The 26,153-nt window shown below is 60.1% G+C and carries 21 protein-coding genes; 16 read left to right on the top strand and 5 right to left on the bottom strand.

Features of this window, described 5'->3' with window-relative positions:
- Window positions 1-95: 95 nt before the first annotated feature.
- The 9 genes from MED193_RS05550 (at window position 96) to mdoH (ending at window position 13,541) form a co-directional block, all read left to right on the top strand.
- A complete protein-coding gene (locus tag MED193_RS05550; RefSeq protein ID WP_009808678.1) occupies window positions 96-1,154 on the top strand; it encodes a YeeE/YedE family protein in 1,059 nt (352 codons plus the stop codon).
- Window positions 1,155-1,322: 168 nt separating this feature from the next.
- Window positions 1,323-3,353, top strand: a complete 2,031-nt coding sequence (locus MED193_RS05555; RefSeq protein WP_009808679.1) for a PhoX family phosphatase — start codon at window positions 1,323-1,325, stop codon at window positions 3,351-3,353.
- Window positions 3,354-3,644: 291 nt separating this feature from the next.
- Window positions 3,645-4,118 carry a DUF302 domain-containing protein gene (locus tag MED193_RS05560; protein WP_009808680.1) on the top strand — a complete coding sequence of 158 codons (474 nt, stop codon included), beginning with the start codon at window positions 3,645-3,647 and terminating at the stop codon, window positions 4,116-4,118.
- A gap of 166 nt (window positions 4,119-4,284) precedes the next feature.
- Window positions 4,285-5,907: a thiamine pyrophosphate-binding protein gene (locus MED193_RS05565; protein WP_009808681.1), complete on the top strand. Its 1,623-nt coding sequence runs from the start codon at window positions 4,285-4,287 to the stop codon at window positions 5,905-5,907.
- Entirely contained in the window at window positions 5,894-7,123 is a 1,230-nt protein-coding gene (locus MED193_RS05570) for a CaiB/BaiF CoA-transferase family protein (RefSeq protein WP_009808682.1), read from the top strand. The genes MED193_RS05565 and MED193_RS05570 overlap by 14 nt, the downstream gene beginning before the upstream one ends.
- A gap of 271 nt (window positions 7,124-7,394) precedes the next feature.
- On the top strand, window positions 7,395-8,759 hold the full coding sequence (locus MED193_RS05575) for a tetratricopeptide repeat protein (RefSeq protein ID WP_009808683.1): 1,365 nt from the start codon (window positions 7,395-7,397) through the stop codon (window positions 8,757-8,759).
- A gap of 74 nt (window positions 8,760-8,833) precedes the next feature.
- The gene (locus MED193_RS05580) at window positions 8,834-10,114 is read left to right on the top strand and encodes an OpgC family protein (RefSeq protein WP_009808684.1); all 1,281 of its coding nucleotides are present in this window, start codon (window positions 8,834-8,836) and stop codon (window positions 10,112-10,114) included.
- Window positions 10,111-11,628, top strand: a complete 1,518-nt coding sequence (locus MED193_RS05585) for a glucan biosynthesis protein (RefSeq protein WP_009808685.1) — start codon at window positions 10,111-10,113, stop codon at window positions 11,626-11,628. The genes MED193_RS05580 and MED193_RS05585 overlap by 4 nt, the downstream gene beginning before the upstream one ends.
- Before the next feature lie 59 nt (window positions 11,629-11,687).
- Window positions 11,688-13,541: a glucans biosynthesis glucosyltransferase MdoH gene (gene mdoH / locus MED193_RS05590; protein WP_039965941.1), complete on the top strand. Its 1,854-nt coding sequence runs from the start codon at window positions 11,688-11,690 to the stop codon at window positions 13,539-13,541.
- A 204-nt stretch (window positions 13,542-13,745) separates the two neighbouring features.
- On the opposite strand, the gene MED193_RS05595 is transcribed toward mdoH, so the two are convergent.
- Window positions 13,746-14,621 (bottom strand): PHB depolymerase family esterase, encoded by an 876-nt coding sequence (locus MED193_RS05595; RefSeq protein WP_009808687.1) that lies wholly within the window; start codon window positions 14,619-14,621, stop codon window positions 13,746-13,748.
- The gene (locus MED193_RS05600) at window positions 14,609-15,121 is read right to left on the bottom strand and encodes a rhodanese-like domain-containing protein (RefSeq protein ID WP_009808688.1); all 513 of its coding nucleotides are present in this window, start codon (window positions 15,119-15,121) and stop codon (window positions 14,609-14,611) included. The genes MED193_RS05595 and MED193_RS05600 overlap by 13 nt, the downstream gene beginning before the upstream one ends.
- A gap of 416 nt (window positions 15,122-15,537) precedes the next feature.
- Between MED193_RS05600 and MED193_RS05605 the strand changes: the two genes are divergently transcribed.
- The 7 genes from MED193_RS05605 (at window position 15,538) to selD (ending at window position 23,808) form a co-directional block, all read left to right on the top strand.
- Window positions 15,538-18,402 (top strand): monovalent cation/H+ antiporter subunit A, encoded by a 2,865-nt coding sequence (locus MED193_RS05605; RefSeq protein ID WP_009808690.1) that lies wholly within the window; start codon window positions 15,538-15,540, stop codon window positions 18,400-18,402.
- A gap of 17 nt (window positions 18,403-18,419) precedes the next feature.
- On the top strand, window positions 18,420-18,773 hold the full coding sequence (locus tag MED193_RS05610; protein WP_039966686.1) for a Na+/H+ antiporter subunit C: 354 nt from the start codon (window positions 18,420-18,422) through the stop codon (window positions 18,771-18,773).
- Window positions 18,770-20,335, top strand: a complete 1,566-nt coding sequence (locus tag MED193_RS05615; protein ID WP_009808692.1) for a monovalent cation/H+ antiporter subunit D — start codon at window positions 18,770-18,772, stop codon at window positions 20,333-20,335. Before MED193_RS05610 ends, MED193_RS05615 begins: the two co-directional genes overlap by 4 nt.
- Window positions 20,332-20,829, top strand: a complete 498-nt coding sequence (locus tag MED193_RS05620; RefSeq protein ID WP_009808693.1) for a Na+/H+ antiporter subunit E — start codon at window positions 20,332-20,334, stop codon at window positions 20,827-20,829. The genes MED193_RS05615 and MED193_RS05620 overlap by 4 nt, the downstream gene beginning before the upstream one ends.
- Window positions 20,829-21,098: a K+/H+ antiporter subunit F gene (locus MED193_RS05625; RefSeq protein WP_039966687.1), complete on the top strand. Its 270-nt coding sequence runs from the start codon at window positions 20,829-20,831 to the stop codon at window positions 21,096-21,098. The genes MED193_RS05620 and MED193_RS05625 overlap by 1 nt, the downstream gene beginning before the upstream one ends.
- A gap of 15 nt (window positions 21,099-21,113) precedes the next feature.
- The gene (locus tag MED193_RS05630; RefSeq protein WP_009808695.1) at window positions 21,114-21,488 is read left to right on the top strand and encodes a Na+/H+ antiporter subunit G; all 375 of its coding nucleotides are present in this window, start codon (window positions 21,114-21,116) and stop codon (window positions 21,486-21,488) included.
- A gap of 160 nt (window positions 21,489-21,648) precedes the next feature.
- Window positions 21,649-23,808 (top strand): selenide, water dikinase SelD, encoded by a 2,160-nt coding sequence (gene selD, locus MED193_RS05635; protein ID WP_009808696.1) that lies wholly within the window; start codon window positions 21,649-21,651, stop codon window positions 23,806-23,808.
- Here selD and mnmH read toward each other — a convergent pair.
- The 3 genes from mnmH to MED193_RS05650 all read right to left on the bottom strand — a co-directional run bounded on the left by mnmH (window position 23,805) and on the right by MED193_RS05650 (window position 26,073).
- Window positions 23,805-24,872 (bottom strand): tRNA 2-selenouridine(34) synthase MnmH, encoded by a 1,068-nt coding sequence (mnmH, locus tag MED193_RS05640; protein WP_009808697.1) that lies wholly within the window; start codon window positions 24,870-24,872, stop codon window positions 23,805-23,807. The genes selD and mnmH overlap by 4 nt on opposite strands.
- 73 nt (window positions 24,873-24,945) lie before the next feature.
- A complete protein-coding gene (locus MED193_RS05645; protein ID WP_009808698.1) occupies window positions 24,946-25,704 on the bottom strand; it encodes an SOS response-associated peptidase in 759 nt (252 codons plus the stop codon).
- Between the two features lie 60 nt (window positions 25,705-25,764).
- A complete protein-coding gene (locus tag MED193_RS05650) occupies window positions 25,765-26,073 on the bottom strand; it encodes a DUF1992 domain-containing protein (protein WP_009808699.1) in 309 nt (102 codons plus the stop codon).
- Window positions 26,074-26,153 lie beyond the last annotated feature (80 nt).

Below are 26,153 nucleotides of genomic sequence, written 5' to 3' on the forward strand. Positions count from 1 at the left end.
TCCTAACCCGTCGGGGGTGATCCCAACGGCACCGCATTCGGAGCGCATCGGTGGACGCAGGGCTTAATCGCCCAGCGCGGGAGGAGAGTTCGCCTATGTTTGATCTGTTCAGCGATCACCATCTGGTCACCGTTATTGGGCTTTTGGGCGGCGTGCTCTTGGGTTTGGCGGCGCGGCTGGGGCGGTTCTGCACCCTGGGTGCGATCGAAGACCTGCTCTATGGTGGTTCCTCCCAGCGCATGCGCATGTGGGGATTGGCCATCGGCACCGCGGTGGTTGGCAGTTTTTCCCTCATCGGCCTAGGAGAGCTTGACGCCTCTCAATCCTTTTACCTTACCGTACGTTGGATGCCTTTGGCCTCGATCGTGGGCGGGGTGATGTTTGGCTACGGCATGGCGCTAAGCGGCAACTGCGGATATGGGGCCATCGCGCGACTTGGTGGCGGTGATCTGCGCAGCTTTGTTATCGTTCTGGTCATGGGAATTTCCACCTATGTGGTGCTATCCGGCCCCCTGGCACCGCTGCGGAACCTGCTGTTTGAACAGCAGGATGTCACAAGCGATCTGCCTCCTGGTCTGGCACACCACCTATCGGCGCTGACCCATCTTCCGCTGGCAGGCATTGGCATCAGTGCCGGGTTTGTCCTTATTGGCATCAGCCTCTGGGATCAGGAATTTCGCCGCGACCACAAGAGCCTGTTTTGGTCCGTTGTCGTCGGTCTTGCGGTGGTCTCTGGCTGGGCGGGCACCGCCTATGTCAACGCCCGGGGCTTTGAGGCCCTGCCCGTCGTCTCCCATTCCTTTTCTGCCCCCCTGGGGGAAACCATCCTCTGGACCATGACCGGCAGCCTGAGGCCTTTGTCATTTGCTGTAGGCTCCATCAGCGGGGTTTGGCTGGGCGCCTTCTTGGGCTCGCTGATCAAGGGGCATTTTCGCTGGGAAGCCTGCGATGATCCGCGCGAGTTGCGACGCCAGATCTTTGGTGCGGCCATTATGGGGGCCGGTGCGGTCATCGCTATGGGCTGCACCGTAGGACAGGGGCTCAGCGCCTTCTCCCTGTTGTCGCTTTCCGCTCCTGTAACCTTTCTGGCGATCTTTGCCGGTGCCGCCCTGGGACTGCGCCAATTGATCGTTGGCTTTCGCAGCGCCGCCTAGGATAGGCTCTCAAGAGCCCACTGGCGCGATTGGGCGCAGGCTCTGGTGCTTTGTAACCTTTTGATGAAATCATAGCCCATCATTACCCAGCTGTTACACTAGCCCTCCACATCCTGCGGTATCTGCCGGAAGTTTCCGCGCATAGTGTTTTGACAGAGAGAGCAAGCCATGGATCGCAAGCACATCATCAACGACCCTGAAATCGGCAACAAAGCCGAAGCCTATGAGGCCTTTGACGATATCCCGACCAATCCAAACCTTGAGGCTACCATTGGGGACGTCATCAATACCCGCTATGGCCGTCGCGACATGTTGCGCGGCATGCTGGGTGTCTCCGCTGCCGCCTCCCTGTTTGGCACCTCTGCGCTGATCGCCCCCAACCGCGCCACCGCAGCGACAGCGCCTGAAAGCCGCTATCGCTTCGACGAGTTGGCCTGGGGCAATGATGAGACCCATCACATCGCCAAGGGCTATGAGGCCGATGTACTGCTGCGTTGGGGTGACCCGATCACCGCCGAGGCCCCCGAATTTGACGTGATGAACCAGACCGCCGAAGCCCAGCTGCAACAGTTTGGCTATAACAACGACTATGTGGGCTTTACCCCCCTCAATGCCGAAGGCACCCGTGGCCTGCTCTGTGTGAACCACGAATACACCAACGAAGAGGTGATGTTCCCCGGCCTTGGCCGTCAGGACAAACAGGGCTTTGTCGGCATGACCAAAGAGCTGGTTGATATCGAGATGGCCGCCCATGGTGGCACCGTGGTTGAGATCGCGCGCGACGCAGGCGGCAAATGGGCGGTTGTGCGTGATGGGGTCTTTAACCGCCGCATCACCCCGCTGCACACTCAAATGACCATCGACGGCCCTGCCGCAGGGCACGCCCGAATGCAGACCAATGCTGACCCATCAGGCAAAGCCGTCATCGGCACGCTCAACAACTGTGCCGGCGGCATGACCCCCTGGGGCACCTGGCTGATGGCCGAAGAGAACTTCCACGGTTATTTCTGGACCGACGCACGTGACAGCGAGGGCAAACCGGATCTTACCGCCCACGAGGATGCCGCCAGCAAGAAACGCTACGGTGTACCCGGTGGCTGGTATGCCTGGGGTCAGCACTATGACCGGTTCAACATCGACAAAGAACCGAACGAGCCCAACCGCTTTGGCTGGGTGGTCGAAGTCGACCCGCGCAAACCGGATGCCAAGCCTGTGAAACACACTGCCCTGGGCCGCTTCCGCCACGAGGGCTGCGAGACCACGATCTCCGCGACCGGCAAGTTGGTTGTCTATATGGGCGACGATAACCGCTTTGACTACCAGTACAAATATGTCTCCAACGGCACAGTTTCCCATACCGATGACGCCAATGGGAACCTGCTGAGCGACGGTATTCTCTATGTAGCCCGCTTTGATGCCGATGGCACCGTGCACTGGCTGCCATTGGTTCACGGCGAAGGACCGCTGACCGCAGAGAATGGTTTTGCCAGTCAGGCGGATGTGCTGATTGACACGCGCTTGGCCGCAGATGCGCTCGGCGCCACGCCGATGGACCGCCCAGAGGATGCCCAGCCGCGGGGCGATGGCACCGCCTATATTATGCTGACCAACAACTCCAAACGTAAGGAGGAGCAGGTCAACGCGGCAAACCCCCGTGCCAAATCCAACTTTGGTCATATCATCGAGATCAAAGAAGCGGCAGGCGATCATGCCGCCACCACAGGCACCTGGTCGATCCTGGTGAAATGTGGCGACCCGGACTTGGCCGAAGTCGGTGCCCAGTGGAACCCGGAAACCAGCGAGAGCGGTTGGTTCGGCTCGCCCGATAACTGCGCCTTTGATGCCGATGGACGTCTGTGGATCTCCACGGATCAGGGCAGCAAATGGGGCAAGACCGGCAAATCTGACGGGCTTTATGCGCTGGAAACCGAAGGAGAGCTGCGCGGCCACTCCAAACTGTTCTTCCGCTGCCCCGTCGGCGGTGAGCTCTGTGGCCCCTACTTCACCGCGGACAGCGAGACCCTGTTCCTTGCGGTCCAGCACCCCGGCACAGATGGAACTAAGGCGCTTAAAGGCTTTGAACGCGCTTCCACCTTTGAAGACCCTGCCACCCGGTGGCCCGATTTTGATCCAAAGATGCCCCCACGCCCCTCTGTTGTGGTGGTTACCAAAACGGGCGGCGGCCGCATTGCCGTTTAACGGTCTGCCACTCTAGCCGGATCTCGGTATCATCGGCCAAACCCTGGGCCCGGAGTGCAAAAAACTCCGGGCCCAATCTGTCTCTGCAATCGGAGAGCACAGGGCCGCCCTGCCCTCACAGGAACGTGACAGGGCGCCCCATAGATCTCTGTTAAACTTAACTCGGCTCTTGTTCGAGGGATCTTATCCATGCGTGCTCCGTCTCCCCCAGTCTCCCGCTCTCCTCGACCTTTGGGACGGTTCACGCTGTGTCTGTCTCAGCACCTGGCGCAGATCCCATCAGTGGCATTCATGCTGGTGTTTGTCTTTGCCCCTCTCTCGCTGGCGCAGCCCGCCTGGGCAGAAGAAATCAGCAAGCGGGAAGGCTGGGTGATCTTTGAAAGCCAAAAACCCTATGATCAGCTGCTGCGGGATCTTCGTACCGCAGTTAAGGCAGAGGGACTGGTGGTGGTGACCCAGGCGGGCCCCACACAGGCCGCCGCAGCCCGTGGTATCACCATACCAGGCAATCGTGTGCTGGGCGTGTTCAACAATGACTACGCGGTACAGGTTCTGGCCCTGTCCACAGCTGCAATGATCGAGGCCCCAATCCGCTTTTACGTCACCGAAGTCGATGCGACACACACGCATCTGGCCTACAAGCGTCCGAGCTTTGTCTTCTCTCCCTATCTGAATGAGGGTGGCGGCCAGTTGGTGCGCATTTCAGCCGAGCTGGATCGCCGCTTTGCCGCAATCGCCGCCGCAGCCCTAGGACGGCAGCAATAGCAAGGTCGCGACGCGTTGCCTTCTGCCCGACACACCTCCTCTGGTTGGTCATTCCCTTCACAGCGTGTCACAGAACCGTGAAACGCCTTGCGTCTTGCCGTGCAACCCGCGAATTCTGACCCGCGAAACAATGGCTCTATTTTGAAGACAGCGAGATTATAAGAACATGACACAGACCCTTCGCGCCGCAGACGTCCTGGCTCGTCGCCTCTATGAGGCCGGTTGCCGCCATGCCTTTGGCATGCCCGGTGGCGAGGTCCTGACCCTGGTGGATGCGCTGGTCAAGGCAGGCATTTCCTTTCATCTGGCCAAACATGAAAACGCCGCCGGCTTTATGGGCGAAGGCGTGCACCACAGCGACGGCGCCCCTGTCATTTTGGTGGCGACGCTTGGGCCGGGTGCCCTCAATGGCGTCAATGTGGTGGCCAATGCCCACCAAGACCGTGTGCCGATGTTGGTGCTCACCGGCTGCGTCGATGCCGCAGAGGAACAAAGCTATACCCATCAGGTTCTGGATCACCGCGCAGTGTTTTCCCCCATCACCAAGGCGACATTCAGGCTCGACGCAGAGGCGGCGGATCTGATCGCCGACAAGGCCGTCGCCCTCGCGACCCAGCCGCGCAATGGCCCAGTGCATATTGACGTACCCATCTCCACCGCAGATGCCGCTGCCACAGAGCGCGGATCCCGCCGCGCGCCTGCAGCGCGGACCCAACCAGAGAGTGAAACACTTGCGCAGGCGCTATCTTGGCTCGCAGAGGCCCGGCGTCCCCTTGCCCTCATCGGTCTTGACGCCCTGCAAGAAGCCGCAGCGCCAGAAATCAAGACCTTCCTTGAGCAGCACCAGATCCCCTTTGTCACCACCTATAAGGCAAAGGGGATTTTGCCGGAAACTCACCCGCTCTGTCTCGGAGCAGCCGGATTGTCACCACTGGCGGACAAATACCTGCTGCCCTTGCTGCAAAAATCAGATCTGATCCTGGCCCTTGGCTATGATCCCATTGAAATGCGCCCGGGTTGGCGCAATGTCTGGGATCCGGCGCGCCAACGGATGATCGACATCACCCCGGAACCCAACAGCCACTATATGCACCAGGCGAGCCTAGCTCTGGTTGCCTCGTTGAAGCCCACGCTCACGGCCCTGACGCCCGTATCCCAATCAGCAGACCAGCCCCAAAATTGGCCCTGTCACAGCCCAGCCCAGGTCCAGGCGGACCTAGGCATGGCCTTCCCCGCAGATGCAGACTGGGGGCCCGCTGGGGTCATTGCAGAATGCCGTGCCACCCTGCCCGCCAATACCCTGGCCACGGCAGATAGCGGCGCCCATCGCATCTTGCTCAGCCAGATGTGGTCCTGCAGCGCGCCCCGTCAGCTCATCCAGTCTTCAGGGCTTTGCACGATGGGCTGCGCTGTTCCCATGGCGATCGGACGCAAACTCGCGGAACCCGATCGGCCTGTGGTCAGTTTTTCCGGCGACGCCGGCTTTTTGATGGTCGCCGGTGATCTGGCCACCGCCGCGGAGCTGGGTGTTGCGCCGATCTTTGTGGTCTTTGCCGACGCCAGCCTGGCACTGATCGAGCTGAAACAGCGCGGCCGCCAAATGGCCAATGCAGGTGTAGACATGGGGCGTCATGACTTCGCTGCCATCGGCCGCGCCTTTGGTGGCTCCGGCATAACGGTACGTAATCGCTCTGAATTAAATCAAGCCCTGCAACAGGCCTTGGCCTCGGACCGCTTCACTGTCATCTCTGCCGAGATCGAACCCGGAGGATATGATGGACGCATCTAACGCATTGCCCAACGGCTGGAGCGAGGCTGACAATCTTGGCCATGGCGCACTCAAAGACATCAAGGTGCTGGACCTGTCGCGCATTCTGGCCGGCCCTACCTGTACCCAGTTGCTGGGGGATCTTGGCGCCATCGTGGTCAAGGTCGAAAACCCAAAGACCGGCGGCGATGATACCCGCCAATGGGGCCCCCCTTATGTCACGGATGCAGATGGAGAACGTTCTGATCTCTCTGCCTATTTCATGGCCGCCAACCGCAACAAACGCTCTATCGCACTGGATATCACCAGCGCCGAGGGTCAGGCCCAGATCCGCCGCCTCGCCGCTGAGGCCGATATCCTGGTGGAGAATTTCAAACCCGGCGGGCTGGCAAAATACGGGCTGGACTACGCCAGCCTGCGCGCCGAGTTCCCGCAGCTGATCTACTGTTCTATTTCGGGCTATGGCCAGACCGGCCCTAACAGCTCTAAACCCGGATATGACCTCATGGCCCAGGGCTATGGCGGCCTGATGTCGCTGACCGGAGAGCCGGAGGGGCAGCCGGTTAAGGCAGGCGTAGGCATCGCGGATGTGATGTGCGGCATGTATGCGACCATCGGTGTTCTTGCCGCATTGCACCACAAAACCCTGACCGGAGAAGGCCAGCAGATCGACCTGGCGCTGGTCGATGCTCAGGTGGCCTGGTTGATCAACGAAGGCGTGGCCTATCTGAATACCGGCGAAGTGCCGCAAAGGCGCGGCAACGAACACCCCAGCATCGTGCCCTATGGGCTCTATCAAACCTCGGATGCCCATGTGATCCTGGCAGTAGGCAATGACAGCCAGTTCCGCCGCTTTATGGAGTTTCTGGGTCTCGAAGGTCTGGCAGAGGATCCACGTTTTGCGACCAACCCTGCGCGTCTAGCATACCGTGCTGCATTGAATGACATCCTGATCCCGGCACTCAAACGCTTTACCATGGAAGAGGTTATCGCCGGGATGGAGGCGCGCAAAGTGCCTGCGGGGCCAGTGCAAACCCTGGATCGGGTCTTTGCCACCGAGCAAGTGGAGGCCCGCGACATGGCCATTGAAATGCAATCAGGTGTTGGCCCGGTAAAACTGCTGGGCAACCCGCTGAATTTCTCCCGCACCCCGGTGACCTATCGCCATGCGCCACCTCAATGCGGCGCGGCCACGGATGAGATTCTTCGGGCCAAAGACCCCTTTGGCGAAACCTAACCCCGGCCAGGTTACCCGCGGCCAGACTGTCAAATGTTACAAAGCCAAGCAAGCACCCGCCCCCCCGGCGGGTGCTTGCTTGCTTTTGCGCCATCAAAGCCCAAAAGGCGCAAAAAACCGCCTGTTCTGGTCGAGAAAAGCCCCCCCAGCCCCACAGGGAACACACGTTCAATCACCAAACCGCGAGCGGCGTCGCGCGGGGGCTCTGGCTGGTCTAACCTTTGAGCAAGATCAGTGAGTTTTGAGACTATATGCAGAGATTGGACCCCCAATGACGCAAGACATTTTTGGACAAGAAACCAGCCTCAGCTGCGCCACCACCCTGGCAAGGTGGGACGCGGCACAGATGGGGGTGCTGGCCCATTCCGCTGCCACCGCCGATCATCTGGGGGCCGTTCTGGTATCGGCACCAGACTTTGCCCTGGCCCAGGCAATCAAGGGGTTATCGGTTTTGATGCTGGGCCGCTCCGAGCTGTTGCCCATGGCACAAGACGCACTGAAGGCTGCCAAATTAGGCTATGAGGCCGCCCTGCCACGGGAACGCAAATATGTCGACGCGCTTGAGGCCTGGCTGGCTGGTCGCCCCTCGCGTTCTGTCGTGCTGATGGAACAAGTTCTGGATGTAAACCCTTGTGATTCATTGGCAATGAAACTCAGCCATGGGATCCGCTTTATCCTTGGGGATTGCACCGGCATGCGCGCCTCGGTCGAGAGGGTGATGTCGGCCTATGCACCGGATCATGCCGCGCGCGGTTATCTCTTGGGATGCCATGCCTTCGCCCTGGAGGAAACCGGATCCTATGAAAAGGCCGACATCGCCGGTCGCCAGGCGCTGTGGATGGCACCGGACGATGCCTGGGGACTGCATGCGGTGGCCCATGTGCATGACATGACCGGCGATGCGGCCGCAGGCCTAAACTGGCTCACCGGGCGCGAAGAGGCCTGGGCCCATTGCAATAACTTCCGCTATCACGTTTGGTGGCATAAGGCGCTGATGCATCTGGATCTGGGCCAGATTGACCAGGCTCTGATGCTCTATGATACTGAGGTGCGCCGCGACAAAACCGATGACTACCGGGATATCTCCAATGCCACCTCGCTCCTGATGCGGCTGGAGTTGGACGGGGTTGCAGTGGGCAATCGCTGGGAGGAACTGTCCGAACTCTGCGCCAATCGCACAGAGGATGGCAGCCTGATCTTTGCCGATCTGCACTACCTGCTGGCTCTATCGGGGCGGAACCGACAGGCCGAGACCCGCCGTCTGGTCAGCCGCATTCACGCCGATGCCAAGGCCCGCAACACCGAGGCGCAGGAACGAATGGCGACACCTGGCTGCGATGCCGCCAATGGGCTGGAAGCCTTTGGTGATGGTCACTATGCCCAGGCCTTTACCCATCTGTCGCGCGCCCGCAGCACCATGCAGCTGGCTGGCGGCAGCCATGCCCAGCGCGACGTTTTCGAGCGCATGACCATCGACGCCGGTCTGCGTGCGGGAGAGTTCGATGCGGTCGAGGCCATTCTGGACGATCGCCGTGCCAAACGGGCGGGAGGAGAAGACAACTATGCTCTGGCCAGACGCAGCCTGATTTCGCAGGCCCGGGGTCTGCCTGACGCCCATAGCGTGCCCGCAGAATAGCCTGTCCCGCCCACTCATTTTCGACCAAGACCCGGCGTCAGAACCGGCCACAAAAGACCCATAAGGATTTCCCCATGGCGGAGATTTCGCCCTTTCCTAAACTGCACCCTGATCCTGGCCCTGCTGCCAATCGGCCAGCCTCTCCTGGCCCTGCAGATTCTGCAAAGGTCGCGCCCAAGCGACAGCGGGATCCGCGGCTCGATTTTTATCGTGGCATCGCCATGTTCATCATTCTGGTGGCCCATATTCCCGGCAACCGCTGGACCGGCTGGATCCCGGCGCGCTTTGGCTTTTCCGATGCAACCGAGATCTTTGTCTTTTGCTCTGGGATGGCCTCTGCCATTGCCTTTGGCGGCTCTTTTGCCAAACAGGGCTGGGCCCTGGGCACCGCCCGCGTGGTGTTTCGCTGCTGGCAAGTGTTTTGGGCACACATCGGCCTGTTCTTCTTTGTTGCCATGTCCATGGCCGCGCTCGACACCTATGGCACCTTTGAAAAGACCTATATTAATTCGCTGAACCTACAGCATTTTTTCAATAACCCCGCGCCCAATCTGGTGGGGCTGTTTACCCTCACCTATGTGCCCAATTACTTTGATATCCTGCCGATGTACCTGGTGGTTCTGGCCTTGATGCCGCTGATGATGGGACTGGAGCGCCTAGGCCTGTGGTCCGTCGCTCTCGCTTCAGCGCTGATCTGGCTTACTGCCAACCCCTATCTGATCGGGCTGGGTCCCGATGGGGCCTCGCTGCCGGCTGAACCCTGGTCGGAACGCGAGTGGTTCTTTAACCCCTTTGGCTGGCAGCTTTTGTTTTTTACCGGCTTTGCCTTCATGAAAGGCTGGCTGCCCAAGCCGCCGGTCTCTGCCCTGCTGGGCCTGATCGCAGCCGCCTTCCTGATCCTTTCCGCCCCCTTTGGGTCGTGGAAAGTCTTTCTCTGGGTCGATGCGGCCCATGGCGATCTGGGCGACATGATCCGGCCCTGGTGGAAAGCCACCGCCCAGTGGCGTGAAAAAACAGATTTTGGCCTGCTGCGCTATGCCCATTTCCTGGCCCTGGCCTATCTGGGTTGGCTCATCGCTGGGACCGGTGGCAAGCGCCTGATTGCTTCAGGTCACAGCCTTAGCGCCCGAATCTGGGCACGGCTGCTGCGGATTGTTACCAAGGTTGGCCAGCAAAGCCTCGCTGTCTTTGTGTTTTCCATGGCGCTGGCGCGGCTTATCGGCTTTGCCCTGGATCAGACCGAGCGCGGTATCGCGATTACCGCCCTGGCCAATCTGGCAGGCTTTGCTCTGATCATCGCCTGCGCCTATGGGGCGGGCTGGTTCAAATCCCACCCCTGGAGGGCCAAGCGATGAGCACTCTCACCCGCCGCAGCTTCATGGCCTCTGCGCTTTCAAGCACCCTGCTCACCGCCCTCCCAGCTGGCGCGGCAGATACGCCCAAGCCCAGGCGCTTTGACCACACCCAAGTGATCGAGCGGGCCCGCGCTCTGGCCGCGCAGAGCTATCGCCCCCGGCAAGAGGTGCCGCAGGACTGGCTGAACCTGTCTTATGATGAATACAAGGCCCATAGGTTCCGCACTCAGGACGCGATCTGGTCCAAGACCGACAGCAGCTACAATGTCGATCTCTTCCTGCCGGGGCTGTATTTCCGCCATGCAGTTCAAGTGAACACTGTACAGGACGGTATGACCCGGCCTTTTGGCTTTGACATGTCACTGTTTGACCGCAGTGAGATTGCCCCGCAACTCAGCACCACTGGCGCGCTTGGTTACAGCGGGGTGCGCCTACGTACCCAGCTGGACCAGCCCGGTAAAAAAACTGAGTTCTGCGTCTTTCAAGGGGCCAGCTATTTCCGCGCCATCGGCGTCGGTCAGGCCTATGGCTTGTCAGCGCGAGGGCTCGCCTTGAAAACAGGCGATCCCATGGGGGAAGAATTCCCCGACTTTGTTGAGTTCTGGCTGGAGGCCCCCGGCCCCGAGCAGCGGAGCATGGTGGTGCATGCGCTGATGGATTCGCCCTCAGTTACCGGCGCCTACCAGTTCACCGTCACCCCCGGCGCCAATACGGTCATGGATGTCGAGGCACGGCTGTTCCCGCGCGATGACCTGCCCCATGTCGGCCTTGCACCGCTCACATCGATGTTCTTGTTTGACCGCACCAACCGCAATAGATTCGACGATTTTCGCCCCAATGTACATGACAGTGACGGGCTGTTGATCAAGAACGGCAACGGTGAGGTGCTCTGGCGGCCCCTGGCCAACCCCACATATCTGCAAATTTCCTCCTTTATGGACGAAAACCCCCGTGGCTTTGGCCTGATGCAACGGTCACGAAACCTGCAAGACTTTGAAGACTTTGAAGCCAACTACCACCGTCGCCCCAGTCTCTGGGTGGAACCTCGTGGGGATTGGGGCAAGGGCGCCGTGACCCTGGTAGAAATTCCAGCGGACAAGGAAATCTACGACAATATTGTTGCCTATTGGCGTCCCCGCGATCCCTTGCCTGCGGGATCAGAACTGCCGCTCTCCTACCGGCTGAGCTGGGGGGAGGATCCGCAGATGGATCTGGCGCGGGTGATTGATAGCGCGGCAGGGGCACGCATCTTTGGAGAGCCTGGCCGGTTGATGACGGTGGATTTCGAGGCCCATCCGCTGCTGGCGGGCGCGCCTGAAGATTTGGAGGTGCATCTCTCCTCACCCCATGTGGAGACCAGCGAAGGGGTGTTGCAACGCAATCCAGCCACGGGTGGGCTGCGGCTGGCCTTTAGCTTTGCCCCCAATGCGGAAAACCATGTAGAGCTGCGACTGCAACTGCGCCGGGAGGGCCAAGCGGCCAGCGAAGTCTGGCTGTACCGGTGGACCGCATGAGCAGCGCTCTTTTCCATTCGTCCCCCCGCCCCGGTGGACCAAGTCCCAATGCGTTACTGATGCCTCCAGAGCAGCCTCTGGCGATGCCCGAGCAAGATTTTGCAGCGCCCTTCTACGACGAAAACGCCCCAGGGTTTGAACCGCCGCAGCATCTGGCGCTCTGGCGTCTGCTCGCCTTTTCCCCCGCTATGCTGGCAACTGCGGCACTGACCTGGGTCATGCAAGGCTGGTTTGCAAAGGGGGGCTTTATGGCGCTGGAGCTGGTTCTTCTTGCGCTGATTGCCTTCAACTTTTTCTGGATCTGCTTTTCGGTCTCTACTGTGCTCTTGGGGCTGTATTCGCTGTCCAAGCGCGACCGCAGTCGCCCCAATGGCAAGCCAGCCCCCATGCGGGTCGCCCTTTTGGTGCCTGTCTATAACGAGAGCCCTTGGTATGTTCTGGGAAATGTGCAGTCCATGCTGGATGAGCTACACCAGCGGGGCGGGCAACACAGCTACGATATGTTTGTACTCTCCGATACCCGCGATGAGGATCTCGCCGAGCAGGAACGCCTGAGCATAGAAGCCCTGCGCGCGGACCTCCCGGCGGGTGTGGCGCTCTATTATCGCCGCCGCGCTTTGAACACCGGGCGCAAAGTGGGCAACATCAGCGAGTGGTTGCGACGCTGGGGCGCTGGATATGAGGCCATGCTGGTGCTGGATGCCGACAGTCTGATGACTGGGCGGGCCATTGCCCGATTGGCCGATGCCCTGTCACGGGACCCGAGCGCAGGCCTCATTCAAAGCTTCCCGCAACTCATTGGTGCACAATCTGTTTTTGGTCGCATGCAGCAGTTCGCCAATGGCGTCTATGGCCTGGCTCTGGCCGAGGGTCTGGCCCGCTGGACCGGGTTTGAGGGTAACTATTGGGGTCATAATGCCATCATGCGCACCCGTGCCTTTGCCGCCTGCGCCGGCCTGCCACCGCTGCGCTCCCGCCTTACGGGGCGTGACAGGCTGATCATGAGCCATGATTTTGTCGAGGCAGGTCTGTTGCGCCGTGCCGGTTGGCGGGTACGGTTTCTACCACGTTTGGGCGGGTCCTTCGAAGAGACCCCACCGACATTGGTCGACCATATCCTGCGGGATAGGCGTTGGTGTCAGGGCAATTTGCAACATCTGAACCTGCTGGGGGCGCGCGGGTTCTTTGCCATCTCGCGCTTTCACCTGCTGCATGGGGCCATTGGCTACCTGATGGCCCCAATCTGGTTCGCCCTACTGGTTATCTGGGCCTTGATTGGCCGCGGTGAAGAAAGCTCGGTGATCCATTACTTCAGCGCAGCCAATCCTTCGCGCCCCTCCTGGCCCGATATGTCAGAACCGCGCCATGTTCTGGTGATCTTGCTGATCTATGCGATGCTGCTGGCGCCCAAACTTCTCGCGGTTCTGGCGCTGGCCTTCACCAATGGGCGCCTGTCCGACTACGGAGGCCCAGCCCGATTTGCCATCTCTGTGCTGGCAGAAATCCTGCTTGCTGTCCTCTACGCCCCAATCCTCATGGTTCAACAGATGATTGCGGTGTTTCGGACCAGTTTTGGCCTTCAGCGCGGCTGGTCGCCCCAGGCCCGTGCGGGCGGGCGCTATGGGCTGGGCACCCTCATGAGCTGCCACGCGCTTGAGACGCTCAGCGGTCTGGCGCTTTGGGGTGGAATAGCCAGTGGGCTGGTTTCGCTCTGGCTGGTGCCTATAGCGTTATCCTTGGTGCTGGCTGTGCCGCTCTCGGCGCTGTCAGGGCGACGCGCCGGCAGCTCTGCAACCGGTTGGATGGCAACGCCAGTGGTCTATTGCGAGCCCCCAGTCACTCAGGCTGCCGGACGCTACCGGGCGCAGCTAAAGCACTATCTTGAAGCCGTGCAACACCATCCCGCAGAATAGCGCCCCCCTCACGCAGATCTCTGCGCCAAGGTATAATGCGCAACCGCATCTGGCGCCCCTCGGGCGGCAGATGCCGGGCCCAAGGCTTTTTCTCTCATCTCCACTGAGAGATAAAGGCGCGGGAGCCCTCCTCTTATGACGATCCTCGCCCCTGGGCATCCCCTCCGGAATCCCCCTGAGCATCTGCCTGAACAGCGCCATGGCTCACCTTCCGTCCGGAGCAGATCCTTCGAACCAATCCAACAGGCGATCAGACCACCACCCTGGCACTTGATGCCCCTGGGGGAACAACAGGAACTCGATATCCGCGCCCAAACCGCAGTCCCAGCGACGCCCAAGAATGTCTCCCTCTTGCCAGCGCCGGGTCGGAGCATGGTCATCGCAGTTATTGGTCTCGCGCCAAAGCTCCAGTCCGGCAAAGATGTCTCCCTGCTGGAAACGCCCACCACCCAGGAAACGCCCCTCCAGTGGCACAACACCGTCACTCCAGCCATGGCTGTGAAACAGACGGATCTCTCCGGCACAGCCTGTCGGCTGCGGTCGCCAAAACCCCCCTGCAACAGGCGCATATCCGGCAAAGGCCTGAGGCGCGGCACAGGCCAGATAGTTGACCATAAAGCCCCCCGCCGAAAACCCTGCAAGGATCATTGCCTCGCGATCCAATTCAAATCGCGCAGCCGCGTCCGTGGCCACATCTTGCAAAAACGCCAGCTCGTCACGCCCTTCCCAACCGGGGAAAAAGGTCCAGGACCGGGTGCCGCCAGACCGGGGCAAGCCATCCGGCGCAATCACTGCATAGCCGCGCGCTGTCAGCCCTTCGACCAGAGCCTCGTTTTTCAGCGTACCCGCCCCCGACCCGCCATGGCCATGCAGAAACATCACCGCCGGAGGGAGATTGCCGCCTCTCTCCCGAGCCTGATCCACCTCGGGCAAGACGATATGGTAGCTGCCCTGCGCCAACGCACAGGCCTCCTGATCGTCAGGACCACAGCCTGCCTGCGCTGGACTCGCCCCTGCGCCTAAAAACAGCGCCAGCGCGGCGCAGGTCAGCCGCGCTGGCCCGCCCCCTAGCTCTGCCATCGGGCCACCGGCAAATTCCCCGCGATCCAGCCCGGGCCGCTGGCGGATCCCAACATCCCTTCTGGCACGTCGAGAATGGCAGTATAGCCCGCCGCCTCTAGCACCCGCGTCATCCGGGCCGAGCGCACGCCTCGGGCACAGATCAGGGCAACAGGTGCCGTGAGATCTCCCGCGACAGCCCTGCCTAAGGCCTGCAAAAAGTCATCCCGCCGCATATCAATCGCTACCGCCCCCACCGGGACTCCAGTCTGACGCCATTCTCGCGGGGTACGGATATCTACCAGTGTCACCTCCCCCGCCTGCGCCGCGGTAAACGCCGCTGTAGGGGTTAGCCGCTGATGATCATGGGCCACCGGCTGGCTGCGCCACCAAAAGGTGCCAAGCGCTGTGGCCAGCCCAGCCCCAGCCCCCCCCAGCAGCAACTGACGCCGCGACAGGCCTGAGGCCTGTTCTGCCTGCGGCTGTTGCTGCGATCCCTGTCTCTGTTTCTCTGTTGCCATGTTGCCCTACAGCTATGTGACGGTCTTGGTGCGGCCTCTGCTCACGATCAACAAAGCACTGAGCAGAGGCACTGAGCGCTCTTAACATCTTTTGCGGTTCTGTTCAGCACCGAGCCCCGTCAAGCGCATCAACTTCTCGTCACCAAGATGCCCCACTGCCCCCCTGTTGCGTTCTTTGGGCTGCGACAAAATATCAATCCCACAGGCTCTGATCAAAAACCCAGTCAGAAAATTCCGATCCGGGCTACAAAAAGCCATCACGTGGACCTAGATGCGTGACGAAGAACATAAATGCCGCTTTGTGCGGCGATAAAACCTCACTCCAGAGGTACTTAGGCAGTCACAGGGCTGGAACAGTTGCTCAAAATTGCCTAAGCCTTTGAAGAGTGCCTAAAGACCAACCAGGAGAACTGCACGTGTCCCTGTTTTTGATTGCGGCCCTGCCGTTTCTCGGAGCGGTTTTCCCCGCTCTGCTTATCCGCGCCGGGCGCAACGCCTCGGCCTCGGCTGCAGGTCTTACCACATTCCTTGCCTTTGTTGGCCTGATGCTGCACGCCCCTGCAGTGTTTCGCGGCGAGGTCATTCAGGTGGGTGTCGATTGGCTGCCCGCGCTTGGCCTCAATGCAAATTTCTTTCTTGATGGGCTTGGCTTTCTTTTTGCCACCATGATCCTTGGGATTGGTTTGCTGATCATTCTTTACGCGCGTTTCTACCTATCACGCGAAGATCCAATGGGGCAGTTCTACACCTATCTCCTGCTGTTTCAGGGGGCGATGGTTGGTATCGTTTTGTCCGACAACATATTGCTTTTGCTTGTCTTCTGGGAGCTCACCTCGCTTTCCTCCTTTCTGCTAATTGGCTATTGGAAACACCTGCCAGAGGGCCGCCAAGGCGCGCGCATGGCCCTGGCAGTGACGGGATCGGGCGGGCTCGCCATGATTGGCGGCATGATGATCCTCGGCCATATCGCTGGCTCTTATGACTTGAGCGTGATTTTGCAAAACAAAGATCTGATACAGGCCTCGCCGCTGTATCTGCCGGCGCTGATCCTGATCCTCTTGGGCTGCTTTACCAAATCGGCGCAGTTTCCGTTTCATTTCTGGCTGCCGCACGCCATGGCAGCCCCAACGCCGGTCTCGGCCTATCTGCACTCAGCCACTATGGTCAAAGCCGGGCTGTTCCTCATGGCGCGGCTTTGGCCGGTGCTGGCAGGCACACCAGAGTGGTTCTATATCGTCGCCACCACTGGGTTGGTGACCATGTTGTTGGGCGCGGTGATTGCCCTGTTCAAAGACGACCTCAAGGCGCTGTTGGCTTTTTCCACCGTGTCGCATCTTGGCCTGATTACCATGCTCTTGGGCTTTGGCACCAAGATCGCCGCCGTGACCGCCGTTTTCCACATCATCAACCACGCCACTTTTAAGGCGGCGCTGTTCATGTCTGCCGGCATCGTCGATCATGAGGCCCACACGCGTGATATCAAGCGCTTAGGGGGTTTACGTCATCTGATGCCGGTCACAGCCACCCTGGCGATTGTCGCTTCCCTTTCCATGGCCGGGATCCCGCCCTTCAACGGTTTCCTCTCTAAGGAGATGATGCTTGAAGAGACCGTGCATACGCTCTGGGGCGGCTCACACTATGTGGTGCCCGCATTGGCACTGGTGGCAGCGCTGTTTTCGGCGGCCTATTCCTTCCGCTTTATTGGCCATGTGTTTTTGGGCAAAACCCGCGACGACTACCCAGCCAAGCCCCATGATCCGGGCTTTGGCATGTGGGCAGGTCCGGCCCTACTGATCACGCTGGTGATCCTGATCGGGCTGTTTTCCGCCAAGCTAGCCGGACCACTGGTGGCGGTTGCCGCTGGGGCAGTCATTGGCGGCGCTGAGCTGCCCTATTATTCTCTCAAGCTCTGGCATGGTTTGACCCCTGCGCTCTATATGTCCGCAGTGGCTGTGATTGGCGGTTTGATCCTGCTCAAGATGCACGCGCCCCTGATGCGCGCCTGGAATGCAGCACCGCGCCCAGAGGCAAAGCAGATCTTTGACGCTGTGATGCGCACCCTTACAAAACTATCGCAGATCGTGACCGATGGTCTGCACAATGGCGCCATCACCCGCTATGCCTTCTTGATGATGCTCTTTATCATCGGCATCAGCTACTATGCCTATTCAACTGGAACGGTTGCGACCCCTACACGTGACGTGCAGGCCATCGGAGCCATCCCCGCCATTGCCTGGTTCTGCCTGGTTGTCGCAACTTTGGCTGTGGTTGCCAAACATCGCCAGCGGCAGCTGTCGCTGGTGCTGATCGGTGTGGTCGGCCTGGTGGTCTCACTTGGGTTCAATTACCTCTCAGCGCCGGACCTGGCCTTGACCCAGCTGTCGGTCGAAGTGGTCACCATGGTGCTGTTGCTCCTGGCACTGAATTTCATGCCCAAAGACAGTCCTGTCGAGGCCCCCATGTGGGTGCGCCTGCGTGATGGCGGTATAGCAGTGGTCGGCGGGTTGGGGGCGGCAGCGCTGATCTATGCGCTGATGCTGCGCGATTTCGCCCTGCCCAGCATTTCGGAGTTCCACCTGGCCAATTCCTACAAAGGCGGCGGCGGCACCAATGTGGTCAATGTGATCCTAGTGGATTTCCGCGGCTATGACACCTTTGGCGAGATCATCGTTCTGGGCATTGCTGCCTTGGTCATCTACGCCCTGACGGAGGCGGTGCTCGGCACTCGGGTGCGGGCCTATCTGCTCAACCGCAAACCCGATATGCCCCAGGCGGGCGATGCACATCCGATGATGATGGTTGTCGCCACACGGGTGATGATGCCACTGGCGCTGATGGTTGCCGCCTATATCTTCTTCCGTGGCCACAACCTGCCAGGGGGCGGCTTTATTGCCGGTCTGATCGCGGCCATCGCCCTGTTGATGCAATATATGGCCTCTGGCTTTAGCTGGGCCTCAGAGCGGCAACGGATGTTTTATCACGGCACCATTGGATCTGGGGTGCTTATCGCGGCCGCCACGGGACTTGGCTCCTGGTTCAGCGGCTCGCCCTTCCTGACCAGCGCCTTTGGCTATCTGCATTGGGCGCCGCTGGAAGAGTTTGAATGGGCCACCGCGGCGCTGTTTGACCTTGGGGTCTTCCTGGCCGTGGTTGGTGCGGTGCTGTTGGCGCTGGAAAGCCTGGCGCGCTTTGCCTGGCAGCCGGGCATTTCCTCGGAACATGCGATGGATATCAACCCGGCACGCGACGACGCGGCTGAAGCAGCTGAGGGCGAGGCATGAGCATGACCTTTTTGAACATCGAATTCCTCGTGGCCTCCGCCGTGGGTCTGCTCACTGCTGCTGGCATCTATCTGATCCTGCGACGGCGCACCTTTCCGGTGATCCTTGGGCTGTCCTTGTTGACCTATGGGGTCAATATCTTCCTCTTCGCCTCGGGTCGGCTGATGGTCAACGCGCCCCCTATCCTGAACAAATACGCCGAGGTGCCCTATACCGACCCGCTGCCCCAGGCGCTGGTACTGACGGCCATCGTTATCTCCTTTGGCATGACGGCTGTGGTGGTGATGATCGCCCTGGCCGCCTATCTGTCAGCGCGTGATGACAAGATTGATATGCCCCATCATCCCGAAGACGAAGGGGAAGACGCATGAACCATTTCCTGATTGCCCCTGTGGTTCTGCCCGCACTGGTAGCGCCCTTTATCATCATGGTGGTGCGCCACCACATGGATCTGACCCGGATCTTCTCTCTAGCCAGCACAGTTTTGCTCTTGGCGATCTCGTTGGTACTGGCGGCGCAGGCCTCCACCGGTGAGGTGCAGGTCTATGAGCTGGGCAATTGGTCAGCGCCCTTTGGCATCGTGCTGGTGCTGGACAGATTGTCGGCGATGATGGTGTTGTTGACCTCGGTGCTGGCGCTGATCATTAACCTTTATGTGATTGGTTCCGGCTGGGACAAACGCGGCGCCAATTTCCATGCCTTATTCCAGTTCCAACTGATGGGCATCATCGGTGCCTTTCTCACAGGAGACGCCTTTAACCTATTTGTTTTCTTCGAGGTTCTGTTGATCGCCTCCTACGGTTTGATGATCCATTCCGGCGGCACCCGGCGGTTTCAGGCGGGCGTGCAATATGTGGTCTACAATCTCTTGGGCTCGACCCTCTTCCTGTTTGCGCTTGGCACGCTCTATTCGGTGACGGGGACGCTCAACATGGCCGACCTAGCGGTGCGTGTGGCCGAAATTCCGGCTGAAGACACAGCCTTGCTCCGTGTTGGCGCTGTGATGCTGCTCTTGGTCTTTGCCATCAAGGCCGCGGTCATTCCGCTGCATTTCTGGCTTCCGGCTTCCTACGCCAATGCGCCGCTCCCAGTGGCCGCGCTCTTTGCCATCATGACCAAGGTTGGTGCCTATGCCATCCTGCGTATGTATACGCTGGTCTTTGGTCCGGATTTGGGCACGACCGAGGGGCTCGCCGGAGCCTGGCTGATGCCGGCTGCGCTGGTCACGCTGATGATCGGCGCCATTGGCATTCTGGGCTCGTACCGTATCGGCCGCCTCGTGGCCTTTGGCGCCATCACATCCATGGGCACGTTGCTGACCGCCATCGCGCTGTTCTCCCCTGAAAGCGTCGCCGCCGCGCTCTATTACACCCTGCATTCCACCCTGGCGGCGGCCTTCCTGTTTCTGGTCGCTGATCTGATCTCAGAACGCCAGGGGATCGAAATCACCGCCCAGCGCCTTATGCCCCAAAGCGGGCTGATTGCGGTATTGTTCTTTACCGGCGCCATTGCCATGGCAGGTATGCCGCCGCTCTCCGGCTTCCTCGGCAAACTGCTGGTCCTGGATGCGGCGCGCGACCATGGTATGGTCTGGTGGATCTGGGGGACAATCCTTATTGGTTCGCTGATCACCATCCTTGGCATGGCCCGGGCGGGCAGCCTGTTGTTCTGGAAAAGCCATAGCATCCCCGTAGCCCCCTCCGCCGAGACCAGCCAGCAGCCCTACGAGGAAGAGGCCAACGAGCAGGACGACACCGCAGAGCGCAGCGCCCCTGCAGCACTGCCCTTTGTCGCCTGCTTTGCTTTGCTGAGCGGCCTAATCCTGCTGACCATCTTTGCCGGTCCGGCCAGTCACTATGCGGAGGCCACGGCAGCGCAGCTGTTTGCGCCTGAGATCTATATCGAGGCCGTGCTTGGAAAGGTCACACCATGAGACTGTTAAGGCGGCTGCTGCCGCATCCAATCCTGACACTGCTGTTGACCCTGGCCTGGGTCTTGCTGACAAGCACATGGACATTGAACTCCCTGGTCTTTGGCTTTTTGCTGGGGCTGTTAATCCCCTTCTTGACCCAACCCTACTGGCCCCAGCAGATGCGGCTGAAAAAGCCGATCAAGATCATCGAGTACATCCTGATAGTGCTCTATGATATTGTGGTCGCCAATGTGATCGTGGCCCGTATCGTGGTGTTCAAACCCAATGCCAAACGCCAGCCTGCCTGGATCGCGGTGCCGCTGGATCTTCTTACCCCCGAAGCGATTTCGGTTCTTGCAGGGACCATCACCATGACGCCCGGAACCGTTGCGGCGGATGTCTCGGCTGAAGGTCACGCGCTTTTGGTGCATTGCCTGGATGCCCCCGATCCGGATGCAGTGCGCGATGAAATCAAGCAGCGCTATGAGCGCCGGCTAAAGGAGATTTTCGAATGATCATTACCTATGCCACGCATTTTGCCTTTATCTGCTTTGCCCTCGCAATTCTGATGAACCTGTGGAAAATCATCACTGCCGGGGAAATCGCTGACCGAATTCTGGCGCTGGATTCTATGTTCATCAACGCGCTGGCTCTGATGATCCTCTATGGCATTGCTCTGGGCAGCGAGGTCTATTTCGAGGCCTCCTTGATTATTGCCATGCTCGGCTTTGTCTCTACCGTGGCCTATGCGCGCTTTATCCTGCGCGGCAATATTATCGAGTGATGAGAGGAGGATCGCATGTTCTATGAATACCTGATCGCCGCCTTTTTAGTCATGGCAGGCCTGTTTGGTTTTGTTGGCTCCTTTGGCCTGCTCAAGCTCAATGACCCGATGTCGCGCCTGCATGCGCCCACCAAGGCCACAACACTGGGTGTGGGCGGGGTGCTCTTGGCCTCGATGTTGCATGGGGCAATGATCGAGGGAGACCCGTCGCTGCACGAGCTGATGATCACCCTGTTTTTGTTTCTCACCGCCCCGGTCACGGCACTGTTTATTGCCAAGGTCCATATTCACCGGCATGAAACAAGGCAAAGCCTGCCTAAGGCCGGCGAAGATGGCCTCTGGGCCACCCATGATGTGGCTGAGACCGCCCCAGAAACAGACAAGACCTAGCGCCCGCAGCAACAGGGCCATAGGGTCGCACCAGCACGAAAGGTCTGCGCATCATGCGCGCTTTTTCTCACGTGCCTTGTGCCATTTGTTCTGGCGCAAGGCACGTGCCAACGGGCAGCCCTAGATAGGCTGTGACGCACTGACAAAAAGGCACAGTCTCATGCATAGCGCTCCTCTTCCGGCAACCAAAGATGTGGTCCTGATTGGCGGCGGTCATGCCCATGCGCTGGTGCTATTAAAGTGGGGTATGCGCCCGCTGGCCGGCGCGCGGCTCACTCTGATCAACCCCGGCCCTACCGCGCCCTATTCCGGCATGTTGCCGGGCTTTGTCGCCGGGCATTACCAGCGTGAAGACCTCGATATTGATCTGGTCGGACTGGTGCGTTTTTCTGGCGCCCGCCTGATCCTGGGGGCGGCTGACGGGCTGGATCCACGCGCGCGCATGGTCCATGTGCCCGGGCGAGCGCCCATTGCCTATGATCTGGCCTCGATTGACGTCGGCATCACCTCTGAAATGCCTGATCTGCCGGGTTTTGCCGATCATGGCGTCCCGGCCAAACCGCTTGGCGTCTTTGCCCAGTCCTGGGACCAGTTTCGCAATGGCAGTGGACCGGCCAATATCGCCGCCATCGGCGGCGGTGTCGCCGGGGCCGAGCTGGTCCTGGCCATGGCCCATGCTCTGTCACAACAGGGGCGGCTGGGTCAGGCCACCCTGATCGACAGCGGCCCGGTTCTCGGACAGGCCAGCCCAGAGGTCGCCAAACGCCTGCGCCGCGCCTTTAGTGAACATCGTGTCACCCTGGTTGAGAATACCGGCGTTGCGCGCATTGAGCCCGGCCTGGTCCATCTGACGGACGGGCGCATGGTGCTCTCGGATTTCACCACTGGTGCCGCCGGAGCCCGCCCACACGACTGGATTGCAAACTGCGGCCTCAAGCTGCATCAGGGATTTGTCGCCGTTGATGAAACGCTGCAAAGCTCTGATGCAGACATCTTTGCGGTGGGCGATTGCGCCCATCTCGCGTTTTCGCCCCGCCCCAAGGCCGGCGTCTATGCGGTAAGACAGGCCCCCATTTTGCACCATAACCTGCGGGCCCGCCTGACCCAGGACCCCCTGCGCAGATACAAACCACAAAAGGACTACCTCAAACTGATCTCCATGGGCCGCAAAGAGGCCCTGGGGGATCGCTTTGGGCTTCAGTTCTCAGGCGGTTTGGTTTGGGGATGGAAAGATCGGATCGATCAAAACTTTATGGAGCAGTTCCGCCACCTGCCCAAGATGGAGCAGCCAAAACTGCCCCCGGAACACACCCATGATCTGCCAGAAGCCCTAGGCGAGAAACCCATGTGCGGCGGCTGTGGTGCCAAGGCCGGTCGTGGCGCGCTACGTCGGGCGCTGTCGGCCCTGGGGCCCATGCAGCGCCCAGATGTGAGCCCCCTGCCCGGCGATGACGCGGCTTTGGTGCAGACAGGCAAGGTCCAGCAAGTGATCTCAACCGATCATCTGCGCGCCTTTGTGCAGGACCCAGTGATGATGACACGGATTGCTGCGATACATGCCTTGGGCGATATTTGGGCCATGGCGGCCGCGCCGCAGGTGGCCACTGCGAATCTGATCCTGCCCCGCCTGTCGCCTGCCCTGCAACAGCGGAGTCTGAGCGAAATCATGGCCACAGCCGGCGAAGTGTTTCAGGCGGCTGGGGCGGATATCGTCGGCGGCCACACCTCTATCGGGGATGAGCTTTCCATTGGTTTCACCGTGACAGGACTGTGCTCGTCGCAGCCCATAACCCTGGCCGGAGCCAAGCCCAGTGATGTGTTGATCCTGACCAAACCCATCGGTTCTGGCGTGATCATGGCGGCTGAAATGTCTAGCGATGCCAAGGGAGAATGGGTCGCAGCAGCGCTAACGCAGATGTGCCAACCCCAAGGTGCCGCCGCGCGCATCCTGTCAGAGGCTCATGCAATGACCGATGTCACCGGCTTTGGTCTCGCAGGGCATCTCTTGGGGCTCTGCGAGGCTTCTGGCCTGGCAGCGACCCTCGACCTTAGTGCAGTCCCGATGATGCAGGGCGCCATTGCGCTGAGCGCGCGCGGCATCCGCTCTTCTTTGTTTGAGGAAAACCGCAGCCTTGCGCCAAATCTGGCACTCGGGCCAGAGGCTGATCTGCTGTTTGATCCACAAACCGCCGGGGGATTACTGGCCGCGGTCAGCGCCGACGCGGCTGATGGCCTGCTAGAGCAGCTCAGATCCGAAGGCTACCCGGCTGCCAAGATCGGTGGCCTATCTGACGGCCTTCCCGGTCTCACGCTGGTCTAAACGGCTGAATCCATAGATTGTTGCAGCAGATCCCAGGTCTGTTGGGCCACCCGGTCAAGATCAGACTCGCACATTTGCCCCAGATCCAGTTCAGCAACAGTGTCTGCACCATTGACGCGCTGTGATTTCAGGTAAGCGGGGTCATAGTGATCCTGCATCAAGGCCAGGGTCAACGCCGGTTTATTGCCCGCACTGATCAGATCGAACCAGTGGTCAATCACCGCATTGGCGCGATGCCCTCGCAGGTAGCCCAGTTTTTCGCGCAGCTTCTCGCTGTCTGACAGGATATCATCATAGGCCTGGGTCAGATAGCGGCAGCGTGCACCAACCGGTGCCTGCACCAGAATCCGAGGTGCCTGTTTCATGGCGCGCCACAGGCTGGGCGGGATAATCCGTTCCCCGACCTTGCTGGACTCGGCCTCCACCAAAACCGGGCAGGCAGGATCCATCTGCAGCAACGCCTGCGCCAGGGCACTCTCAAACGCCTTTTGGCTGGGCTGCGGCTGCGCTGTTCCCCCCAGCAATGAGCCCCGGTGATTGGCCAGGCCTTCCAGATCCAGCACCTGTCCTCCCAAGGCCCGCACCCGCTGCAACAATTCGGTTTTGGCGCTGCCGGTATAACCATCCAGAGCGATCAGGCGAAACGGCAGCGTCTGCTCATACAGATAGCCATAAACGAGGCGCCGGTAGCTTTGATAGCCGCCCTCAACCAGGGCTGCGCGCCAGCCGATCTGGCTCAACATCCACGAAAAACTGCCCGAGCGCTGCCCTCCCCGCCAGCAATAGACCAACGGACGCCAGCCGCCGTCATGATGGCTGAGGCTGTGCTCAATACTGTTGGCGGCATTGCGAAACACCAGAGCCGCCCCCAGTTTACGGGCCTTAAAGGGGCTGTCCTGCACATAGATTGTGCCCACCTCGGCCCGCTCTTCGTTGCTCAGCACTGGCAGGTTGATGGCGCCGGGAATATGATCTTCGGCAAATTCCGCAGGGCTGCGCACATCAATGACCGTATCATAACCGTGGGCCAAGATATCTTGCAGGGTTTCGTAGCGATTGGGCATGGGTTTGATTTACCGCGCGTGGGGCCTGAATAATAGTGCAAATTCATCAGACCCACCAAAGTCGCCAGGATGCTCAGATGAGTCGTGGCGCGGCGGTCTCTTCAGCTGCGGCCTCTTCATGCAGCGCCTCTTCTTGCTGTGCTGATGCCACATCCCTATCATCATGGTCTCCCTCTTCAAAGAAGGGTTCGATCAGCTCTGGCCCCGTCGCACGGTTGCTATTCACCCGTGGTGACACCCTGTGCATTTGCAGGCGCTCTTCTGGCCCTGGCTGCATCAAGGTCGCAGCGCCCTTGCCCGCCTCTCCCAGCCAAAGCGGCCAATCCTGAGACGCCAGTACCAAGGGCATCCGGTGGTGGATCGCCCCCAGCGTTTGATTGGCGGCGGTGGTGACGATGGCGCAGGTTTTCTGCGCCTCCTGTCCCCAGCTCTGCCAGATCCCGGCAAAGGCCAGCGGCGTCTGATCTGCGGCCTGAATATACCAAGGCAGCCGTTTGCCCGCGGCATCCTTGGTCCATTCGTAAAACCCTGATGCCGGTATCAGACAGCGCCGCGCCCGGCAGGCCTCGGCAAAGGCGGGTTTCCGCGCCAGGGTCTCGGCACGGGCACTGATCAGCAACGGCCCGGCAGTTTCGCTGTCATACCAATGTGGCAAGAACCCCCAGCGCATCGCCACCAGTTGACGTGCCGCACCCTCTGCCTTGATCACATGTATCGGGTTGGTGGGGCAGATGTTGTAGTTGGGCAGCCTCGGCAGGTTATTGGCCGGGCTGGCCGCAAACAGCCGCGCCATGGCGTCATCCGGCTGGGTCAGGGAAAAACGTCCACACATGGGCCAAGGCTAGCGAGTCCGTGCCCAATGAGCCAGCCCCATGGGCACCACTGAACAGAGCTATTTCTTGTAGTCCTGGCGCGCGATATCGATGCGGACTTCGATCATCGACATCTCTTTCAGGATCTGTTGTCGTCGGCTGCGATCCCCGGTCTCCTGCAATTCGGCCCGCAGATGGGCCAGTTCTCGCGCCAAAGCCACAAACTCCGGTACTGCCCCAGAATCGCGCAGCATCCGGTGAAACACTGTGCCTTCCGGGTCTTCGATTTGCGGCAGAGGCTTGCCCGCGCCTGGCAGATCCTCAAAAGCGCCCTCCGCTTCGGCGGTGGCAATGCGGGCATTTATCAGGGCAGCGAGCGGATGATCCATGCCTCTATTCTGCCAGTCCCTGCACCAAAGAAAAAGCCCCGCCATTGCGAGCGGGGCCATAAGGTTTTGGTCATGTGTTT

The sequence above is a fragment of the Roseobacter sp. MED193 genome (assembly GCF_000152965.1).
GTDB lineage: Bacteria > Pseudomonadota > Alphaproteobacteria > Rhodobacterales > Rhodobacteraceae > Pseudophaeobacter.

What these genes read in the sequence shown, in the direction of transcription:
- MED193_RS05550 (WP_009808678.1), top strand. Translation starts at nt 96, where the DNA reads ATGTTTGATCTGTTCAGCGATCACCATCTGGTCACCGTTATTGGGCTT.
- MED193_RS05555 (WP_009808679.1), top strand. Translation starts at nt 1,323, where the DNA reads ATGGATCGCAAGCACATCATCAACGACCCTGAAATCGGCAACAAAGCC.
- MED193_RS05560 (WP_009808680.1), top strand. Translation starts at nt 3,645, where the DNA reads ATGCTGGTGTTTGTCTTTGCCCCTCTCTCGCTGGCGCAGCCCGCCTGG.
- MED193_RS05565 (WP_009808681.1), top strand. Translation starts at nt 4,285, where the DNA reads ATGACACAGACCCTTCGCGCCGCAGACGTCCTGGCTCGTCGCCTCTAT.
- MED193_RS05570 (WP_009808682.1), top strand. Translation starts at nt 5,894, where the DNA reads ATGGACGCATCTAACGCATTGCCCAACGGCTGGAGCGAGGCTGACAAT.
- MED193_RS05575 (WP_009808683.1), top strand. Translation starts at nt 7,395, where the DNA reads ATGACGCAAGACATTTTTGGACAAGAAACCAGCCTCAGCTGCGCCACC.
- MED193_RS05580 (WP_009808684.1), top strand. Translation starts at nt 8,834, where the DNA reads ATGGCGGAGATTTCGCCCTTTCCTAAACTGCACCCTGATCCTGGCCCT.
- MED193_RS05585 (WP_009808685.1), top strand. Translation starts at nt 10,111, where the DNA reads ATGAGCACTCTCACCCGCCGCAGCTTCATGGCCTCTGCGCTTTCAAGC.
- mdoH (WP_039965941.1), top strand. Translation starts at nt 11,688, where the DNA reads ATGCCTCCAGAGCAGCCTCTGGCGATGCCCGAGCAAGATTTTGCAGCG.
- MED193_RS05595 (WP_009808687.1), bottom strand. Translation starts at nt 14,621, where the DNA reads ATGGCAGAGCTAGGGGGCGGGCCAGCGCGGCTGACCTGCGCCGCGCTG.
- MED193_RS05600 (WP_009808688.1), bottom strand. Translation starts at nt 15,121, where the DNA reads ATGGCAACAGAGAAACAGAGACAGGGATCGCAGCAACAGCCGCAGGCA.
- MED193_RS05615 (WP_009808692.1), top strand. Translation starts at nt 18,770, where the DNA reads ATGAACCATTTCCTGATTGCCCCTGTGGTTCTGCCCGCACTGGTAGCG.
- MED193_RS05620 (WP_009808693.1), top strand. Translation starts at nt 20,332, where the DNA reads ATGAGACTGTTAAGGCGGCTGCTGCCGCATCCAATCCTGACACTGCTG.
- MED193_RS05630 (WP_009808695.1), top strand. Translation starts at nt 21,114, where the DNA reads ATGTTCTATGAATACCTGATCGCCGCCTTTTTAGTCATGGCAGGCCTG.
- selD (WP_009808696.1), top strand. Translation starts at nt 21,649, where the DNA reads ATGCATAGCGCTCCTCTTCCGGCAACCAAAGATGTGGTCCTGATTGGC.
- mnmH (WP_009808697.1), bottom strand. Translation starts at nt 24,872, where the DNA reads ATGCCCAATCGCTACGAAACCCTGCAAGATATCTTGGCCCACGGTTAT.
- MED193_RS05645 (WP_009808698.1), bottom strand. Translation starts at nt 25,704, where the DNA reads ATGTGTGGACGTTTTTCCCTGACCCAGCCGGATGACGCCATGGCGCGG.
- MED193_RS05650 (WP_009808699.1), bottom strand. Translation starts at nt 26,073, where the DNA reads ATGGATCATCCGCTCGCTGCCCTGATAAATGCCCGCATTGCCACCGCC.